The organism is Alteromonas sp. W364, assembly GCF_031846205.1.
In the GTDB taxonomy this organism is placed as follows: domain Bacteria; phylum Pseudomonadota; class Gammaproteobacteria; order Enterobacterales; family Alteromonadaceae; genus Glaciecola; species Glaciecola blandensis.
The window spans coordinates 80,370-99,933 of sequence record NZ_JAVRID010000011.1 but is presented as its reverse complement, the minus strand read 5'-3'; the positions used below and the strand labels follow the sequence as shown (position 1 = coordinate 99,933).

17 protein-coding genes and 1 pseudogene are annotated in these 19,564 nt (G+C 42.3%); 14 read left to right on the top strand and 4 right to left on the bottom strand.

From position 1 onward, the window contains the following. From RM556_RS16065 to RM556_RS16035, 7 genes and pseudogenes are all read left to right on the top strand, one after another. Positions 1-407: hypothetical protein (locus RM556_RS16065; protein ID WP_311375080.1), on the top strand; the 407-nt coding region annotated here is incomplete at its 5' end. Between the two features lie 459 nt (positions 408-866). Beyond that, positions 867-1,241: a hypothetical protein gene (locus tag RM556_RS16060; RefSeq protein WP_311375079.1), complete on the top strand. Its 375-nt coding sequence runs from the start codon at positions 867-869 to the stop codon at positions 1,239-1,241. Between the two features lie 120 nt (positions 1,242-1,361). Next, positions 1,362-1,796, top strand: a complete 435-nt coding sequence (locus RM556_RS16055) for an SMI1/KNR4 family protein (RefSeq protein WP_311375078.1) — start codon at positions 1,362-1,364, stop codon at positions 1,794-1,796. A 14-nt stretch (positions 1,797-1,810) separates the two neighbouring features. Continuing rightward, positions 1,811-2,557 (top strand): hypothetical protein, encoded by a 747-nt coding sequence (locus RM556_RS16050; protein WP_311375077.1) that lies wholly within the window; start codon positions 1,811-1,813, stop codon positions 2,555-2,557. Positions 2,558-2,637: 80 nt separating this feature from the next. Further along, a complete protein-coding gene (locus RM556_RS16045; protein WP_311375076.1) occupies positions 2,638-3,153 on the top strand; it encodes a hypothetical protein in 516 nt (171 codons plus the stop codon). A gap of 433 nt (positions 3,154-3,586) precedes the next feature. After that, positions 3,587-3,895 (top strand): DUF1272 domain-containing protein, encoded by a 309-nt coding sequence (locus RM556_RS16040; RefSeq protein ID WP_311375075.1) that lies wholly within the window; start codon positions 3,587-3,589, stop codon positions 3,893-3,895. Positions 3,896-4,010: 115 nt separating this feature from the next. Further along, positions 4,011-4,235 (top strand): annotated as a pseudogene (locus RM556_RS16035) (2OG-Fe(II) oxygenase); the annotation flags it as partial. Between the two features lie 63 nt (positions 4,236-4,298). Here RM556_RS16035 and pyk read toward each other — a convergent pair. Continuing rightward, positions 4,299-5,735 (bottom strand): pyruvate kinase, encoded by a 1,437-nt coding sequence (pyk, locus tag RM556_RS16030; protein ID WP_311375074.1) that lies wholly within the window; start codon positions 5,733-5,735, stop codon positions 4,299-4,301. 86 nt (positions 5,736-5,821) lie between these two features. Continuing rightward, positions 5,822-6,673 carry a MurR/RpiR family transcriptional regulator gene (locus RM556_RS16025; protein WP_311360585.1) on the bottom strand — a complete coding sequence of 284 codons (852 nt, stop codon included), beginning with the start codon at positions 6,671-6,673 and terminating at the stop codon, positions 5,822-5,824. A gap of 464 nt (positions 6,674-7,137) precedes the next feature. Here RM556_RS16025 and zwf point away from each other — a divergent pair, with 464 nt between their 5' ends. From zwf to RM556_RS16000, 5 genes are read left to right on the top strand one after another with little or no spacing between them, the layout of a single operon-like run. Continuing rightward, positions 7,138-8,643 carry a glucose-6-phosphate dehydrogenase gene (gene zwf, locus RM556_RS16020; RefSeq protein ID WP_311360584.1) on the top strand — a complete coding sequence of 502 codons (1,506 nt, stop codon included), beginning with the start codon at positions 7,138-7,140 and terminating at the stop codon, positions 8,641-8,643. Between the two features lie 9 nt (positions 8,644-8,652). Next, a complete protein-coding gene (gene pgl / locus RM556_RS16015; protein WP_311360583.1) occupies positions 8,653-9,345 on the top strand; it encodes a 6-phosphogluconolactonase in 693 nt (230 codons plus the stop codon). A gap of 9 nt (positions 9,346-9,354) precedes the next feature. Beyond that, positions 9,355-11,175, top strand: a complete 1,821-nt coding sequence (gene edd / locus RM556_RS16010) for a phosphogluconate dehydratase (RefSeq protein ID WP_311375081.1) — start codon at positions 9,355-9,357, stop codon at positions 11,173-11,175. A 5-nt stretch (positions 11,176-11,180) separates the two neighbouring features. Then, positions 11,181-12,140 (top strand): glucokinase, encoded by a 960-nt coding sequence (glk, locus tag RM556_RS16005; protein WP_311375073.1) that lies wholly within the window; start codon positions 11,181-11,183, stop codon positions 12,138-12,140. Further along, positions 12,140-12,775 (top strand): bifunctional 4-hydroxy-2-oxoglutarate aldolase/2-dehydro-3-deoxy-phosphogluconate aldolase, encoded by a 636-nt coding sequence (locus RM556_RS16000; protein ID WP_311360581.1) that lies wholly within the window; start codon positions 12,140-12,142, stop codon positions 12,773-12,775. The genes glk and RM556_RS16000 overlap by 1 nt, the downstream gene beginning before the upstream one ends. Before the next feature lie 58 nt (positions 12,776-12,833). On the opposite strand, the gene RM556_RS15995 is transcribed toward RM556_RS16000, so the two are convergent. Both RM556_RS15995 and gap read right to left on the bottom strand, forming a co-directional pair. Further along, the gene (locus tag RM556_RS15995; RefSeq protein ID WP_311375072.1) at positions 12,834-13,769 is read right to left on the bottom strand and encodes a D-hexose-6-phosphate mutarotase; all 936 of its coding nucleotides are present in this window, start codon (positions 13,767-13,769) and stop codon (positions 12,834-12,836) included. A 123-nt stretch (positions 13,770-13,892) separates the two neighbouring features. Beyond that, positions 13,893-14,888 carry a type I glyceraldehyde-3-phosphate dehydrogenase gene (gene gap / locus RM556_RS15990; RefSeq protein ID WP_311360579.1) on the bottom strand — a complete coding sequence of 332 codons (996 nt, stop codon included), beginning with the start codon at positions 14,886-14,888 and terminating at the stop codon, positions 13,893-13,895. Positions 14,889-15,150: 262 nt separating this feature from the next. On the opposite strand from gap, the gene malQ reads away from it, so the two are divergent. Beyond that, a complete protein-coding gene (gene malQ / locus RM556_RS15985; protein WP_311375071.1) occupies positions 15,151-17,346 on the top strand; it encodes a 4-alpha-glucanotransferase in 2,196 nt (731 codons plus the stop codon). Between the two features lie 39 nt (positions 17,347-17,385). After that, positions 17,386-19,563 (top strand): 1,4-alpha-glucan branching protein GlgB, encoded by a 2,178-nt coding sequence (gene glgB / locus RM556_RS15980; RefSeq protein ID WP_311375070.1) that lies wholly within the window; start codon positions 17,386-17,388, stop codon positions 19,561-19,563. Position 19,564: the final 1 nt, after the last annotated feature.

Genomic DNA, 19,564 nt, shown 5'->3' with positions numbered 1-19,564 from the left:
ACCTCAAGGAGGAAGTTGTGAAATACGTTGTTTTTTTAGTAGTAAGCATCACTATACTCGGTTGCGTTTCTGCACCCAGTGGTGAGACATCTAGATTCTCGCTTGATTCCAATATGAATGATTCGATTAGCCTTATTGATGAATACACAAGCGTTTGCTGGACTATCCCGGCATCAATTAGTAATGACGATATATCAACTCGAAAAACACGAGAAGGTGACAAAATTGTGTTTACTATTGGACGCGATAATTCTGATATACCTTTCATGCCATTCGCTCGAATCATATTGTTGCCCTCACCTCAACCTGTAACAGTTTCTATTGAAGAGGGGAGTGTTTCTATGGCTGAACCATGGGATGTAGATTTAAAACTCAAAAAATGGCTAGCGGGCGACAAGTCTTGCTAAACAGCTTGAGGTAAAACAACTCCATAACTGGACGTTGGCAAAAGCGGCCAACGCCGCTTACGCAAAGTGTATTATGACTAAAAGTGTATGAGCTGGATAAGCCGAAATTTACTTTTGATAATTGGTGGTTTTATACTTTTGCCAATTTCGATGTTTGTGTCTCTGATGATATTGGCGTTTGGTGTCGGATTTTCTGATGAAAAATTGATAGCCTCTATACCTGCTATTGCGTTTGCATTTTATCTGGTAGTTTTCATTGGTTGTTGGCGATTTGCACATTTAAAATTTGTGCGCGATAGTAGTTATGGTTATTGGGATATCGCTCCAATCTTCTACTTTGTTTTAGTATTCTTTCTATTAGCTATCTGGTGAATCAAATTGAGCCCGTCATATAACAAAAAAGGTAAAGCTGGCATTGCCAAGAGTGGGAAAAGCCGCTTAATTTGGTGTTAAGTGCCTATGTCTAAAATTGCTGATGTTTTATTGATATTTTCTGGATTAGTCTTTTTGTTGACTGTGGCAATAAGGGTTACTAACTATTCAAACCTAATTATTGGCCAAGGCTTAGGATTTACTTTAGCTTCTTTAATTGCTGTTAGTTTTACAACCAGTTGTAGTATTCGCGCTGAACATTTTGGGTGTCTGAGAGGAAACGTAGTTTTCGTTGCTGTATTTGGATTTCTTTGCTTTTTCCTAGATTTGATATTTGGAATTCAATACTTTTACAATGCAAATGAAAAATCACTTGTGGGATATGTATTCATGGTAATTACGCTACCAGCATTCTTATTACTAAAAAAAGATCTGGAAGGAAAACAATGGTTTGGCACCTAACGAGGCGCTCAAGTCTCTCCCTTTCGGTCGCTGGGAAAAATATATCTACGGCCTCTTCAAGTTATGCCGTACACGCATTTGCCCCTTAGCTTAACGTTATGCTCACCATGGAATTGAGTAATGTGGAAATTGTTGATTGAAGGTTTAGGCAAAGAATGTCGATTTGCACATCGCGCAGACACATCGGACATTGCCCAAGCAGAAAGTAAACTTGACTTGAAACTACCTGATTGTTTGAAGTCATGTCTTCTAGAGACTGATGGTGTGCTCGGTGAATATGACTTAGGCTTAGTTTGGCCTTTGGATACGATTATTGCTACTAACATTCAATTTCGTGAGAGTGTTGACTTTTCCGAGCTCTATATGCCATTTAATTCAATGTTATTTTTTGCAGATGCAGGAAATGGTGACCAATTCTTCTTTCCACTGCAAGGTAACAAAGTAAGGCGAGATGATGTTTTTGTTTGGAGCCATGAATGTGATAGTCGAAGTTGGGTAGCGCCAAGTATGCAAAAATACATAGAATGGTGGATCGAAGGTAAAATTAGTGTTTAGGCATAACAAAGAAAATGAAGACGGATATCTGGGAAGAGCGCACAGCTACTGCTTATTTGGTGTTAGGTAACCTTATGATACTTCGCGATGTTCAATTAGTTAACGGTGGTAAATCGAGTAAAGAGAAGCTTGAACAAAATAAGTACTTGATGAACTATTGGAACTTAGTTGAAGATATTTTTTGTATATATCTGCCTGATAAGTTTGATTTTGCAGGGTTGGCAAAGCTGAATGTATATCTGGGAAGATATTCAGGTGAGGATTACATCCCACCACGATCTGATGGAATAGCGGCTTATAAAAGAGATGACTTTATATTCGATGATTTTTGCGAGCTTACCGACCATAGTAAATGTGTTAAGTCTCTTTATTATCTAACTGATTCACTTAAAATTGTAGGAAATAGGCTCAACGTACCTTTTGAGATTTTAAACACCATTGATCTAATTGCTGAAAAGGTCTTAGGTTGTGATTTCCAGTTGGAACGAATACATAAAAAAACCAGCAAATGGAATAAGTCTAGGAATATTCGAGCTACTACGACCCTAACTTATAAAATTGGCGGGATAGATATCAACTTTGCATTGTTTGACAAGAGTGGTAGTGTTTTATACTCAAAGCAATTATTTTCGAACCAATTCAGGGACTCTACTTGGTTTATTCTTTTCCACGGAGCATGGCGTGACTCAATTTTCACAATTACTAATAGAGTTGAGAAACCTATATTTTCAATTGATAGCTCGGAGTTACCGGTTACCTAAAAAAACCATTAACCGGAACTGTGGAAGAACGCCACAAACCGCTTATTCAAAGTGTTATGTTTCACGCGGAATCATCGAGCATGTTTAAATATTTAGACCTTTTTGATAGTGAAGTGATCAAGTGCCTAGGTGATTATCTCGACTTTGAATTACTAAATATTGATAAAAATACAGACTGGATAACACTATCTCCAAACTATTCTACAGAAATAATTGCTGGAGAAGGTTCCGGTGGTGTTTATGTAGCTTATGGTGAAAGGGAAATCGAAAAACGTTCAATATTATTCATTTCATCTGAAGGTCAAGCAGGAAAACTTGGTAACGATCTAACTGAATTTGTTTCTATGATTATCGAAATACCATATTGGTTCGACTTACTTAAATTTTCAGGTGGTGGTCAACTTTCTGAAATGAGAAAAACAGCACAGTTCATGCTTGCCGAATATAATGAAGAGTATCCTGATTACAATAAGGCTAAGTCTATTCTAAAAGACAAATTGGACCTTGCCCATATTTCAGACCCAATTGCATTACTTCATTCTTGTATTCAAAATTCTGACTGTGAGGTGCTTGCTAATGATGGTTGGAAGTACTAGTCGTTGTTCAACACATCTGTTTCATCTGACAACAAGGCGTGGAAGTGAAACATAACAAAGAAATTGAAGCGGACATCGCCAAGAGCGGCCAACGCCGCTTACGCAAAGTGTATTATGACTAAAAGTGTATGAGCTGGATAAGCCGAAATTTACTTTTGATAATTGGTGGTTTTATACTTTTGCCAGTTTCGATGTTTGTGTCTCTGATGACATTGACGTTTGGTGTCGGATTTTCCGATGAAAAATTGATAGCCTCTATACCTGCTATTGCGTTTGCATTTTATCTGGTAGTTTTCATTGGGTGTTGGCGATTTGCACATTTAAAATTTATGCGCGATAGTAGTTATGGTTATTGGGATATCGCTCCAATCTTCTACTTTGTTTTAGTATTCTATCTATTAGCTATCTGGTGAATCAAAACGGAGTTTGAAATATGCTACAAATTAGACCTAATTGTGAATGCTGTGATAAAGACTTAGCACCAGATTCCAATGAAGTAATGATTTGCACATACGAATGCACTTTTTGTGTAACATGTGTAAACGAAATACTAGAAAATGTATGCCCAAATTGTGGTGGTGGTTTTGCTCCTCGACCTATTCGACCTAAAATGGCTAGGCGTAAAGGTTTAAGTATTAACCATCAGCCTCCTTCAACTGAAAGAGTGCATACCAAATATAGTATTGATGAGCTTAAAGAGTTCTCAATAAAAGCTAAACACATCAAACCGGAAGATCGGTGATTAATAAAATCACATAACAACTTGCTCAAACGGAAAAATAACAGTTGATCATCGCTTTGCGATTATAGCTAACCATTATTTTCCGCTTAGCAAGGCGTAATGTTCCAAGAACACTATGAGCTCATTATTGAAACTTTTTAGATGGGAAAAAGGCCGCCAATTATCTGGTTATGACAAAATGTTTTTGCTTGGTAGTAAATGGCTACTGATGTTTGACGTTTACCTACTGCGCTTCAAAGAAGGAAGTGAAATAAAAGCGCACACGGATAAGGTAGAGAAAGGTAAGCATTACCGGCTTAATATAGTGTTAAAACAAGCAAAAGAGGGCGGTGAATTTATCTGAAAAAGCCCTCTGTATCAGTAGAGGGCTTTGTCTATTTCATCAATTGTCTGCAGCAAGCGCTTAAACGATAGTCACAATCTTACATGCGTTAGTAGCGCCAACAGTTTCCATTTGATCTCCGTAGGTCAACATCACTTGGTCGCCAATTTCCATCAGGCCTGACTCTTTAAGTGCGGCAATAACGTCAGCGGTCATAGAACCTGGCTTTGATTTTGTTGAATCGAAATGCAAAGGGATCACTCCACGATAAAGAGCCATCTTATTTAAGGTGGCAATGTGGCGTGACATCGCAATGATAGGCAAGGATGTGGTAATTCTCGACATCAGTTTCGGTGTGGTACCACTCTCGGTTAGGCCAACAATCGCTTTTATCGTTGGTAAGTGGTTTGCTGCATAAACAGCTGCCATTGCGGTTGTTTCACTCACGTCTTTGAAGAATTCATCCAAGCGATGTTTTGAAATTTTCACACTTGGGTGACTCTCAGCACCTTCACACACGCGAGACATCGCCTCTACTGTTTCAACTGGGTAACTACCAGCAGCGGTTTCCGCAGAGAGCATCACAGCATCAGTACCATCTAAAACCGCGTTGGCTACATCCATGACTTCGGCACGAGTTGGCATCGGGCTTTCTATCATCGATTCCATCATTTGCGTAGCGGTAATCACTATTCTATTGAGTTGACGCGAGCGAGCGATCAGTTTCTTCTGAACACCAACCAATTCAGCATCACCAATTTCAACACCTAAGTCACCACGAGCAACCATCACAGCGTCTGATGCTAAGATAATATCATCGATTGCTTCATCGCAAGCCACCGTCTCTGCACGTTCTACTTTTGCACAAATTTGCGCATTCGAGCCTGCTGCTTGGGCCAACTCTCTTGCGTAATTCAAGTCAGCACCAGAACGAGGGAAGGAGACCGCTAAATAGTCAACACCGATTTCAGCGGCGGTCAGAATATCTCTTTTATCTTTTTCTGTCAGTGCTTCAGCCGAAAGTCCACCGCCTTGACGGTTGATACCTTTATTATTGGAAAGTTTGCCACCAACGGTGACTTTAGTAATGACTTTTCTACCTTCAACCGCTGTAACAACTAGTTGAATGCGGCCATCATCTAATAGCAATAAGTCGCCACGACTCACGTCGTCGGGTAGGGCTTTGTAATCTATACCAACAATTTGATCTGTGCCATCATTTACGCCTAGCTCAGCGTCCAAAACAAACGCTTGTCCAACATCGAGTTTCACCGCGCCGTCAACAAAACGCGAAACCCTAATTTTAGGCCCCTGTAAATCACCGAGTATAGCCACGTATTTATTCAGTTTTTTGGCCGCTGCTCTTACCTTGTTTGCTCGTTCAATATGATCTTGAGCATTACCATGCGAAAAGTTCATACGCACTACGTTGGCACCGGCAGCTATAATAGCTTCTATTGTTTCTTGTGTATCCGTTGCTGGACCTAAAGTTGCTAGTATCTTTGTTCTACGCGACATATTTTTACTCGGTTCTCGTTGTTTTGATAAGGTATTAAACAGTTTTAAAATGACTCTTTTATTTCAGCTCTGAAAATTTCTTACAATTAATTGTCGGTTTTTGTAAAGCGACTACCTCGTAAGGTATCTTTTACTCGCTTTAAGTTTTCTCTGAATTTAGTGCCTCTGCGCAAAGTAAACCCTGTCGCGAGGACGTCAATAAGAGTTAGCTGAGCTATGCGTGACGCCATTGGCATATATAAGTCAGTATCTTCTGGTACTGCCAACGATAAAACATAATTACACTCTTTCGCTAAAGGACTGTCGCCAGAGGTAATACCCACAACCACAGCGTCATTTGCTCGAGCAATTTGGGCTATCTCAACAAGGCTTTTGGTACGTCCGGTATGCGAGATCAATACAACCACATCTTCTTCGGTACAATTCATACAACTCATGCGTTGCATTAAGGTATCTTCAAAGTAGACAACCGGTACATTAAACCGGAAAAATTTATTCAAGGCATCGTGAGCGACAGAAGAAGAAGCTCCCATGCCAAAAAAGGATATTTTTTTCGCTTGAGTCAGCAAATCAACCACGCGATTTACTGTGGCAACGTCCACCGACTGACGAGCGACTTCGAGTGATGCCATAGTGGATTCGAAGATTTTATTCGTATATTCAGATGGACCATCGTATTCATCCACGTGGCGGTTTACGTAAGGTGTTCCGTTCGCCAAGCTTTGTGCAAGGTGGAGTTTGAAGTCTGGGTAGCCTTTGGTGTCTAATCTTCGGCAGAAGCGGTTGACTGTAGGTTCACTCACATTGGACATTTTTGCTAATGTAGCGATTGAAGAATGAATGGCAACTTGAGGATTAGCAAGGATGACCTCAGCTACTTTTTTCTCGGATTTACTAAAATCCGCTTTTTGTCGTGTTATTTTTTCTAGAATGTTCATGCATAATACTCTGCTGATAACCCTTCGCATCACCCTTTATATCAATACGGATGAAACCTGAGTTATAACAATTCAATGATATTTAATGAATTAAACTGTAATTATACTACGTTTATTTTTTGCTCTTGTCATTTTTGTTGTAAGTTTTTGACAAAAATAATTTACAAATAATCTATATTAGTCCTTACAAAGAGTATGGATACTGGGATTAATCGTGCCCACCATATTTCACTAATTAGACTGTTCGAGGGTCTTATCGCCATATTTGCCTTGGATTTGTATGATTAATAGGCGAATTTAAATGCGAAGGAAAAGGAGATAATGAATCTGTTGTTATTTTGTTAATTTACCGTCAGTTTTGCATGAGTTTTGGTTGTAATATTACTACATTTGTTGTTTACTATAGGCGATAATTACCTGTCAATAATTACAAATTCGCATGCTTGCCATGCACAGAGGCTACTATGAGTATAGATACTGGGACTACTAGTACTGGATATGAACCAATTGATTTCGTGTTGTTCGGCACCCTGGGTGACCTCGCAAGACGTAAATTACTCCCTTCTCTTTATCAGCTAGAAAAAGCAAACTTACTTAACGGTGGCACGACGATTGTCGGAGTGGCACGCCAAGATATGTCTGAAAAGGACTATGCAAAAGAAGTTAAAGAGAATATAGAAAAATTTACCAGCGAAGCGATCTGCAAAGATACATGGAAGCGTTTCAGTGAACGTTTGGATTATGTCCAAATAGATATGAAAAACCCTGAGGATTATAAGAAGCTGTGCGAGCATGTAGATGTATCTCGCACGATGGTGTGTTATTTCGCAACACCACCTTCTATTTATGGTGATATTTGCCAAGGGATGGATGCTGCAAAGGTCATCGACCCAAGCGTACGCGTCGTACTTGAGAAGCCAATTGGTCATGATTTAGCGTCGTCTAAAGTCATTAATGAGCAAGTCGCTGAGTTTTTCGACGAAAAGCAGATCTATCGTATTGACCATTACCTTGGCAAAGAAACGGTACTTAACCTAATTGCTTTGCGATTTGCAAACAGTATCTTCGCAACTAACTGGGATCATAACTGTATTGATCACGTTCAAATCAGTGTTGCTGAATCGGTAGGCATTGAAGGGCGTTGGGGATACTTTGACGACGCTGGCCAGATGCGCGATATGGTTCAAAACCACTTACTGCAAATATTGTCCTTAGTAGCCATGGAACCACCGACAACCCTAGACGCAGATAGTATTCGTGATGAAAAACTAAAAGTATTGAAAGCTTTGCGTCCAATCAATGCTAGCAATGTTGCAGAAAAAACCGTGCGTGGCCAATACGTCTCTGGCTTTGTTCGTGGTGAAGAAGTCCCGGGTTACCTTGACGAACCTGATGCGAACGAAAAAAGTACGACGGAAACGTTTGTTGCTATTAAAGCTGAAATTGATAATTGGCGTTGGGCCGGCGTGCCATTCTATTTGCGTACAGGTAAGCGTTTACCAAATAAAACCAGTGAAGTGGTTATTTATTTTAAACGACAGCCGCATAATTTATTCGGCGACAGCTTTGCTACCTTGCCTCAAAATAAGCTTGTGATCCGTTTACAGCCAGATGAAGGTGTCGAAATCACTGTGATGAATAAGGTGCCAGGCCTAACAAGTTCTGGTTCTATGGATCTGCAAAAGTCGAAACTGAATTTGAGTTTCTCAGAAGCCTTCTCCGAAGACCGTATCGCGGATGCTTACGAAAAGTTACTGTTAGAAGTCATGATCGGCAACCAAGCTTTGTTCGTCCGCCGTGATGAGATTGAACAAGCTTGGACTTGGGTTGATTCAATCAGAGCAGCTTGGGATGCGAGCAATGAGCCTCCAGCTACATATCAGGCAGGTACATGGGGACCTGTTTCTTCAATAGCATTGCTAGCGCGTGAAGAGCGCTCGTGGTACGAAAGCAAAGTGCTAAGGAAGTAGGGGATAACTATGAGTTTACACACACACACGTTTACTTCTGCTGATGAGCTGGTTAGTGTTTTTAGCCAGCGCATTGCCGATACATTAAAGCAAGCAATTAGTGAGAAAGGTAAAGCTAGCCTCGTAGTTAGTGGTGGTAGTACGCCGCTACCTTTATTCAAAGCGCTATGCTCTCGTCCCGTAGATTGGTCAAAAGTCACGATTACCTTGGCTGACGAACGTTGGGTTGATAACCAAGATGCCGCTAGTAATGAGAAGCTAGTCCGTGAAAACCTACTACAGGATAAAGCTGCCGCTGCCCGATTTGTTGCCTTGAAGACGCAACATGATAATGCCGAGGATGGTGTCGATGAGCTTACGCGTACGTTTGAAGACGTGGGTTTACCCTTTGATATTGTCATATTAGGAATGGGGGAAGATGGTCATACAGCATCATTATTTCCGTGCAGTGCGCAAGTAGAAGCGGGATTAGATCTCAATTCACCTGCTATGCTTATAGCAACGCAACCCACGACTGCGCCACATCAAAGAATGTCCTTCACCTTGAAGGCTTTAGTGAGTAGTGCACATGTATTCTTACATTTGACCGGGCAAAAAAAGTTAGATGTACTTAACGATGCCATTGAGAATGCAAGTGAACTCGAAAAGCCGATTAAAGCAGTGTGTGACAAAGCGACTGTTGAATTAATGTGGGCACCTTAGGAGAATATGATGAATCCAATTATCCAAGAAGTAACACAACGAATTATTGAACGTAGCAAAGACACGCGTGCTGCGTATTTAGCAAAAATTGAAAGAGCTAGAAAGCAAGGTCCACTGCGCGGCGAGTTATCTTGCGGCAACTTAGCTCATGGTTTTGCTGCTTGTAATAAAGATGACAAATCAGACCTACGCAGCATGACAAAAGCCAATGTGGCGATTATATCTTCTTACAACGACATGTTGTCAGCTCACCAACCATATGAAAGCTATCCGCAGCAGATTAAAGATGCAGTGAGATCTGTGGGCAGTGTCGCTCAATTTGCTGGTGGTGTTCCGGCAATGTGTGACGGTGTGACGCAAGGTAATGCCGGTATGGAACTAAGCCTGATGAGTCGCGATAATATAGCCATGGGCGCAGCTATTGCCCTATCGCACAATATGTTTGATGCCACTGTGATGTTGGGAATTTGTGACAAAATCGTCCCCGGTCTCTTGCTCGGTGGCCTTAGCTTCGGTCATTTACCCACTGTTTTTGTACCTGCGGGCCCAATGCCATCAGGTCTACCAAACAAAGAAAAAGCCAGAGTAAGACAAGCTTACGCAGAAGGTAAAGTTGGCCGTGATGAATTATTGGAAGCCGAGTCTCAGTCTTATCATTCTGCAGGAACCTGCACTTTCTATGGTACTGCAAACAGTAACCAACTGGTTGTTGAAGTCATGGGGCTGCACTTGCCGGGAGCCTCATTTGTTAACCCAGGTACACCTTTACGTGATGCATTGACCAAGGCCGCATCCGTGCAAGCAACACGCTTAACGGATTTAGGTGAAAACTATATGCCGATTGGTCATATTGTTGATGCTAAAGCTATGGTTAACGGTATTGTTGCCTTGTTAGCCACAGGTGGTTCAACTAATCACACAATGCATTTAGTTGCCGTTGCAAGAGCTGCTGGTTTAATCGTAAATTGGGATGACTTTTCTGACTTATCTAAAGCCACTCCACTATTAACTCGTATTTATCCTAATGGTTCTGCTGATATCAACCACTTTACCGCTGCTGGCGGTATGAGCTTGTTGTTCAAGCAGCTTTTAGATGCTGGTTTGCTGCATAACGACGTGAACACTATTTGTGGTAAAGGCTTAGAGCAATATACCAAAGAACCTAAGCTTCGTGACGGCGAATTGGTTTGGGAAGATGGCCCACAAGCATCCTTGGACAAAGAAGTGCTTGCGACAGTAGAGCAACCGTTTAAACCAGACGGTGGCCTATCTGTCTTAGAAGGTAAGATTGGACGAGCAGTCATGAAAACCTCAGCTTTGCGCGATCCTAATTGCCACATCAAAGCGCCTGCCGTGGTATTTGAAGACCAATATGCACTAGATAAAGCATTCCAAGATGGTGAGCTTAACAAAGACTGTGTTGTTGTCGTACGTTTCCAAGGTCCATCGGCCATTGGTATGCCAGAACTACACCGTTTAACACCGCCACTAGGTGTGCTACAAGACAAAGGGTACAAAGTGGCTTTAGTGACAGATGGCCGCATGTCAGGAGCATCGGGTAAAGTACCTGCTGCTATTCATTTAACGCCTGAAGCTTATAAAGGTGGTTTAATTGCCAAAGTTCACGATGGTGATCTGATTGAGCTGAATACGGCAACAGGTGAGTTTATTTTACATGTTGATGATGCCGAGTTAGCTGCGCGTGAACCTGCCGTTGCGAGTCTAAGCGATAGCCATGTAGGCATGGGTAGAGAGTTATTCGCAGGCATGCGAGCATCTTTGTCAGGAGCTGAAGAAGGCGCCTGTTCACTGTTTTTTGAGCAAGAGTAATAAATATGAGTAACATGTTCGTCGCTGATGTCGGTGGGACCAATATACGTTTGGCCCAAATTGAAAATGGCCAAATAAAAGCTATTAAAAAGTATCTATGTACTGAGTTTGACACAATTGCTGAGGCAATTACTCAATTCGGTGATGATGTGGGACAAGACAGCTTCGAGCATGGTTGCATTGCTATTGCATGCCCTGTTAATCATGATCTAGTTAAAATGACAAACCACACTTGGCAATTCTCCAAAAAAGCCTTGCGCGATGAATTGTCCCTATCGCAGTTACACGTTATCAATGACTTCTCGGCAGTAGCGCATTCTTTGCCAACCTTATCTGCCGATCAAGTCATAAAAATTGGTAGAGGTGAAGCTGACCCGAAAGGGAACATCGTCGTATTTGGACCTGGCACGGGCTTGGGAGTTGAACATCTAACCTTAACTGCTGCTGGTTGGCAGACCTTAGACGGTGAGGGTGGTCATGTTGACTTTGCACCAAATGATGAAATAGACATCGTGATTTGGCGTTACCTTAAAGAAAAGTTAGGTCGTGTATCTGCTGAAGAGGTACTCTCTGGCCGCGGTATCGTGAATATCTATAGTGCACTAGCGGTTAACGCTGGAGAGCCTGAAGATTATAATGATCCTGCTGATATCACTGAGCGTGCCCTCGCAGGCACAGATACACTGTGTGTCGCTGCTGTTACGCAGTTCTGTCGGATTATGGGCAGTTTTGCTGGCAATTTGGCACTAAATCTTTGTACTACGGGTGGTGTTTTCATCGGCGGTGGCATTGCCTCACGTTTAGGCGAATTCTTTGTAAACAGTGAGTTTCGTCAGCAGTTTGAGGCGAAAGGTAACTTTGCAGGCTATGTAGAAAATATTCCTACTTACTTAATTAATGAGCCCGATCATGGATTGCTTGGCGCATTAGCTTATTTATTACAACAAACAAAAGAGACTAATTGATGATGAATAACTGGACCTTTTCCTCAGAAGAAATCTTTAAGCAAGGACCGGTTGTACCTGTTCTCGTAATTGAAAACGTTGAAGATGCTGTACCAATCGCGAAAGCGTTAATGGACGGGGGTATTAACGTACTTGAAGTGACTCTTCGTACCGAAGCCGCAATGGACGTTATTCGCGTCATTGCGAAAGAACTTCCTGACGCCTATATTGGCGCAGGTACGGTCACCAACAGAGAGCAACTGAAAGCAGTTACTGAGGCCGGCGCTAAGTTTGCGATTAGCCCAGGTTTGACTGCCGACTTATTGCAAGCAGGTAAAGAAGGGACTATTCCTCTGATACCTGGCGTTTCAAATATTTCTGATTTGATGAAAGCGAAAGATGCGGGATACGACCATTTGAAATTCTTCCCTGCAGAGGCCGCGGGCGGCGTAAAAGCATTGAAATCTATTGGCGGACCATTCCCTGATGTCGCTTTCTGTCCTACCGGCGGCATTAGCCCGAGTAACTATAAAGAGTATTTGGCTCTGCCTAATGTGAAGTGTTGTGGTGGCTCTTGGTTGGCGCCAACGGATGCAATTGAAAATAAACAATGGTCTATTATCACTGAGTTGGCAAAACAGGCTGTCGCCATTTAGCACAATACGAATGTAAGCAAACCATTAAAAAAACGCTCCTGAGGAGCGTTTTTCGTCTCTAGTCAATTATCTGTTCTAGTACATGCCTCTCGTTCGGGGCGATACAATGCGGTGAGCTTATTGCAGCTTCTATACAGAGCATGTTTCTGTAACCTTCTGGGGGCATGTCAGCCATCTTAGCGCTCTTATCTATCCAAGGGTTCCAGATGATCACAGAATCGTGTCCAGTATGCGCTACGGATAGATTAGCCACATTGCTAGTCGTTCGTTCATCGAAACTGACACTTACCTTTTCCATCTTGTTGCTGTCATCGACTAAATGGATACGGTCAACCTCTTGTTGTATACGATAACGCGCCGGACTATCAAACAAGCGACTATCTTCCAGTTTGTCGATGAACTTACCTTCAATACCGTGTAATTCTAGTGTATCAATACTAGGTACATTCAAGTAAGAATGGAGTGCCGCGGTGATTGATTGCGAAATGCTAGACAGGTTTTGGCTGCTTAGTTTAACAGTGCATTTCTCAGCAAATGTAAACTCAATTTCTACATTTAGCGACTTTTCGAAGCCAAACAAGCCAAGCTTACTAGGTTGAAGTGTGATCTTAGTTTCGTCTTCGCTTTCGCTAATGGCACTCACATCCCAATCTTGGGTGCGCACAAAACCGTGTGCCGGATAATCGCGTGAAGCATGAAGAGACTGACTGTTAGATTCATCGTTGTGGTGTTCAGGGTAGATGTCTGCAAACCACGGCCAGCAAACAGGAATACCGCCTCTAATCGCTTTGCTTTTATCAAATATTGCCGCAGAACTTAACCAAAGGCGCTCGCGTTGATCCTTCTGTGGTATAAAACTGAGTAAATGTGCGCCGAAAAGACTCAACTTTGCTCGACAATGCTTGTTTGTAATCTCAAGGATATCGACTTTATCAATACTCGCCCTGTTCACTGTGTCGAGCACTGTATAGTCAATCTTTGTGTCAGTCAGCATAGTGTGTCCAAGTAGTTAAATTAATCAGTAAAACGGTTAAGGGTAGGGCGTAAGTATACAAACCATCGGTCTGAAAAGAAAAAAGACGGCGAGAAGGCCGTCTTTTTTATGTCAACGTTGCGACTACTCTGAAATATGCGCAACTAAATCGAGTACTCGATTTGAGTAGCCAACTTCGTTGTCATACCAAGATACCACTTTCACAAAGGTATCTGTTAGTGAAATACCCGCATCTGCATCAAACACGCTTGACTGTGTATCACCGATAAAGTCTTGCGAAACGACAGCGTCTTCTGTGTAACCAAGAATACCTTTAAGAGGGCCTTCTGCTGCAGCTTTCATTACTTTACAGATCTCTTCGTAACTAGCGCCTTTTTCGAGGTTAACGGTAAGGTCAACAACAGACACATTGGCAGTCGGAACACGGAAAGCCATGCCCGTTAATTTGCCATTCAATGCAGGAATGACTTTTCCAACCGCTTTTGCTGCGCCGGTAGAAGAAGGAATGATATTTTGAGAAGCACCACGTCCGCCACGCCAGTCTTTAGCTGAAGGGCCATCAACCGTTTTCTGCGTTGCTGTTGTTGCATGCACTGTTGTCATCAAACCGTCTTTGATCCCGAAGGTATCGTTTAGGACTTTCGCGATGGGTGCGAGACAGTTGGTTGTACAAGATGCGTTTGAAACGATAGCTTCACCTGCATATTCTTCATGGTTAACTCCCATGACGAACATGGGTGTGTCGTCTTTAGACGGTGCTGACATGACAACTTTCTTTGCACCCGCTGCTATGTGCTTTTCAGCGGTTTCTTTAGTTAAGAATAGGCCCGTAGACTCAATAACTACATCTGCTGCTACTGCGTCCCATGCTAAGTCTTCTGGATTGCGTTCTGCAGTCACACGGATTTCGTTGCCGTTGACGACTAACTTATCTCCTACAACCTCTACAGTGCCGTCAAAGCGGCCGTGTGTAGAATCATATTTAAACATGTAAGCAATGTAGTCTAAATCTAGTAAGTCATTGATTGCTACTACGTTGATATCGCTTCTTGTTGCAGCCGCGCGTAACACTAAACGCCCAATTCTACCAAATCCATTAATTCCGACATTAATCGCCATGTGAGACCTCTTTTGAATGTAAATTCATCAATTGAAATAAAATTACAAAAATTATTGATCAAAACCACTTTTATTGCAAAGTTATATTAGCCTTTGTTGTTTAATTACATATTTTTTAGTGTAAAATAGTAATGCAAACGTATTCAATTTCCTATTAGACTTACTTAATGAATAATGGCGCGTTAAAATTATGTTGCAAAAACGCTAACAACTGTCTGTGGTGCATCAAAAAGTTGAGACCAAGGCAACTAGGAAGAATTAAATGAACCAAATTATTGAAGGTTTAGTCGCTTCTCGAGGCATCGAATCAGCATTTGTCGATGCTTGGGGTAACCCTGCAACGGTTACCGATGAAACCAAGATAAAACTGCTGAAAGCAATGGGCTACGAGGTCGATGACCTTACATTGCTTGAGCAACAAGTTGAAGATAGCGTAACGCAACAATGGTTAAACTTGGTCAATCCAGTGCAAGTATTTAAGCATGATGAAGCTTTAGTCTTCCCATTGCGTGTTTCTATAGATACAGCGGCTGAAGTTTATAACGTTTTGTTAACATTGGAGTCTGGTGAAGAGCAACGCTTTGAAATCGAACCAGTTGAGCAACAATTGCTTAACGTGGCCGAATTGGAAGATGAGGAAGTTCATGAATATGCTGTTGCCTTAGATGTAGACTTACCAATGGGTTACCACGAACTGACAGTCTCGCTCGGCGATGCTGAATTGGGTCGCTCACGTCTCATAAAGGTTCCCGAACGGTGTTTTATTCCTGAACCGATTGAAAATGGTAAAAAGATTTGGGGCTTAAGCGTTCAACTGTACTGCGTTCGCAGCCAAAAGAACTGGGGTATTGGTGACTTTTCTGACTTGACCGTGCTAGTCAAAAATGCGGCTTGTCAAGGTGCTGATTTTATTGGCCTTAACCCTATACATGAACTTTACCCTGCTAATCCAGATGCTTGTAGTCCTTATGGCCCAAGCTCTCGTCGTTGGCTGAATTATCTGTATATTGATGTCGAGCAAGTGCCTGAATTCGACAGTAAAGTCGTACAAATGTGGGTTCAAAGTTTTGGCCTTGAAGCGCGTTTAAATGAACTCAGAGCAACGGAATATGTCGACTATGAGGGTGTTGCAGAAGTTAAGTTAGCAGCTTTAAACCAAGTGTTTACTGAGTTTCGGTCTGTCTATTTAAGTAAAAATACGAAGCATAACAAGGCTTTTAAGCAATTTGTAAAAGAAGGGGGGGAAAGTCTGCAAACCCTCGCTGTTTTTGAAGCATTGCAAGAGCGTTTGAAAGCTGATGGAAAAGATTATTGGGGATGGCCTGTATTCCCTGAAGAATATAAATCATATGACATGCCAGCTGTTGCTGAGTTTGCTAAGCAGAATAAAGAAAGAGTCACGTTCTATCTGTTTTTACAATGGCAAGCAGCCCTGCAATTTGAAGATGCTAGCAAAGCGGCAAATGACGCTGGTATGCTCATCGGCCTCTATCGTGACTTAGCGGTGGGGGTGAGTGAAGGAAGTGCAGAAATTTGGGGTAATCAAGATCTCTACTGCATCGATGCCTCCGTTGGCGCACCTCCTGATATTCTTGGACCGCTAGGCCAAAATTGGGGCTTGCCTCCAATGGATCCTATCAAATTGTATGAGCAAGCCTATCAACCGATCATCGATTTATTTTCTTCAAACATGCATGCGTCTGGCGCATTGAGAATCGACCATGTCATGGCTTTGTTGCGTTTATGGTGGGTTTATCGCGGCGATCATGCAAGTAAAGGGGGCTATGTTTGCTACCCAGTTGAAGACCTCCTTGGTATTTTAGCGCTTGAAAGTCAACGCAATCAAAGTTTAGTGATTGGTGAAGATTTAGGTACCGTGCCAGAAGAGATTCGTTCAAAGTTAGCCGATAACGGTATGTATTCCTATCGTGTCTTCTTCTTCGAACAAGCCGAGGATGGTGGTTTCTATTCGCCGTCTCACTACCCAGAACAATCTATGTCTACGCTGACGACCCATGACATGCCGACCTTAATAGGGTATTGGCACTGCGACGATTTAGCATTAGGAAAAGAGCTCGGCCTATATCCAGATGCTGATGTCCTAGCAACGCTTTACGATAGTCGTCACGAGAATAAACAGCATATACTGGACACTTTACATGGTCATCATTCAATTACTAAAAATGTAAGCCATAATGTGAATGATGTTGGCATGTCCACCGAGCTTAACTATGGCATGCAAACACATATGGCAACCGGCTCAAGTGCATTGCTCAGCCTTCAGCTAGAAGACTGGTTGCAAATGGACAAGCCGGTGAATATCCCAGGTACGTTTAAGGAATATCCAAATTGGAAACGTAAGTTATCCAGAAATTTAGAGGATATTTTTGATGATAGTGATATTGTTGCCTTAGCGAAGAACTTAAGTGGTCGCCGTAAAGCAGCAAGTAGCGAGTAAGCGGGACTTTTACCGAAAAATAACAATATTGGAGCTTCTATGGCTGTAGCTACAGAACTAACGCATGGCCGTTGCGCAAACCCATTTACTATTTTGGGTGCAACACAAGTAAAAAACAAAACACGCGTGAGTCTGTGGTTACCAAGCGCTACAAAAGTAGAGGTATTCAATGCTAAGTCTAAGAAACTCCTTAGCGAAGCCACTCAAACAGAGAGTGGCTTGTTTATTTGTGAATTTACAAAATCCAGAAGCAAAAAATTTATATATTCAGTAACAGCCCATTACGGTGATACACAACACTCCTTTATCGACCCCTACCAATTTCAAGATGAAGCGTTTCATGCAGTGCATTTTGTAGACCATCAAGCAGAAAACCTATATCAACAAATTGGTGCACAGTTGACCGAAGCTCGAGGTGTATCGGGTGTTCGATTCGCTGTGTTTGCGCCAAATGCCTCTGCGGTCTCGTTGATTGGAGATTTTAATCTTTGGGATGATGTGAAGCATCCTATGCAGAAAACGGATCTAGGCTATTGGGTCTTATTCGTACCAGAACTGCATACTGGTGATACCTACAAGTTCGCTATTAAAGATGCTGAAGGGCATCGATTGCCGGATAAAGCAGACCCATTGGGCTTTCATCATCAACAATATCCATCACACTGTTCTGTTATCTATGACCAAGATGCTTATGAATGGCAAGATCAGGCTTGGATGCAGCGAGAGAACATTGATCACTACCATAAACCGATGAGTGTGTATGAGGTTCATTTGGGTTCTTGGCGCAAACCAGGGGACCAAAATCGTCGTTACTTAAGCTATCATGAGCTAGCTGATGAGTTAGTCTCTTACGTCAAAGAGATGGCCTACACTCATATCGAAGTGCTGCCAGTGTCAGAGTTTCCATTTGATGGCTCATGGGGTTATCAACCCGTTGGCCTATTCGCACCTACCAGTCGCTTCGGTGAACCAGATGGTTTCAAGTACTTTGTTGATAAATGCCATCAAGAAGGCATTGCAGTGATTGTTGATTGGGTTCCCGCGCATTTTCCTGAAGATGGCCACGGTTTAGCTAGGTTCGATGGTTCGCATTTGTACGAATACGAAGACCCACGCAAGGGTTGGCATCCAGATTGGAACTCATGTATTTACGACTTTGGTAAACAAACGGTGAGACAATTCTTGGTTGCAAATGCCTTGTTTTGGTTTGATAAATATCACGTTGACGGAATCAGAGTAGATGCTGTAGCGTCAATGCTATACCTCGATTATTCTCGAAATGACGGTGAGTGGATCCCGAATGTAGACGGCGGTAATCATAACTATGAGGCTATTAGCCTGTTACAGTGGATGAATACAGAGGTTTATGCGAAACATCCACATGCGATGACCATAGCCGAGGAATCAACCTCGTTTGCGGGGGTCTCAAAACCCGTTGATGCCGGTGGTCTTGGATTTGGCTTTAAGTGGAATATGGGCTGGATGCACGACTCACTGCATTACATTGCCAAAGATCCTGCCTATCGCCGTTTTCATCACGGTGAACTGACATTTAGTATGGTATATGCATTCGATGAAAATTTTGTGTTACCTATTTCACACGATGAAGTAGTGCATGGTAAAGGTGCAATGTTGCAAAAAATGCCAGGCGATGAATGGCAACAGGCTGCAAATCTGCGAGCGTATTATGGCTTTATGTTTGCGCACCCAGGCAAAAAATTACAATTTATGGGTAACGAATTTGCCCAAAACCGAGAGTGGAACCACGATATTTCTCTAGATTGGCACTTGCAAGATGAGCCAAAGCACGCGGGTATTCAGGCCTTATACAAGCGTTTGAATCAAGTATATCAAAAGCATTCAGCACTGCATGAACTAGATCATGAACCTAGCGGCTTTCGGTGGATTGACCACAATAATGCAGAACAATCGGTTGTTTCTTTGCTTAGACGCAATGCCGATAATACCGAGCAGGTCCTTTGCATTGCTAATTTCACTCCCATCCCTAGAGAGCAGTTTCGTGTTGGTTGTGAACAGGTAGGCGAATATACACTCCTGTTGAATACTGACGATGCGCAGTTTGGCGGCAGTGCTTATTTGGCTGATACCCCCAAAGTTGATTCGCAAAACACACCGTGGAATGATTGTGAACACTCTGTCGTTGTTAACTTGCCACCACTTAGCGTGATTTTCTTAGCGTGGAAAGAGTCTACATAAT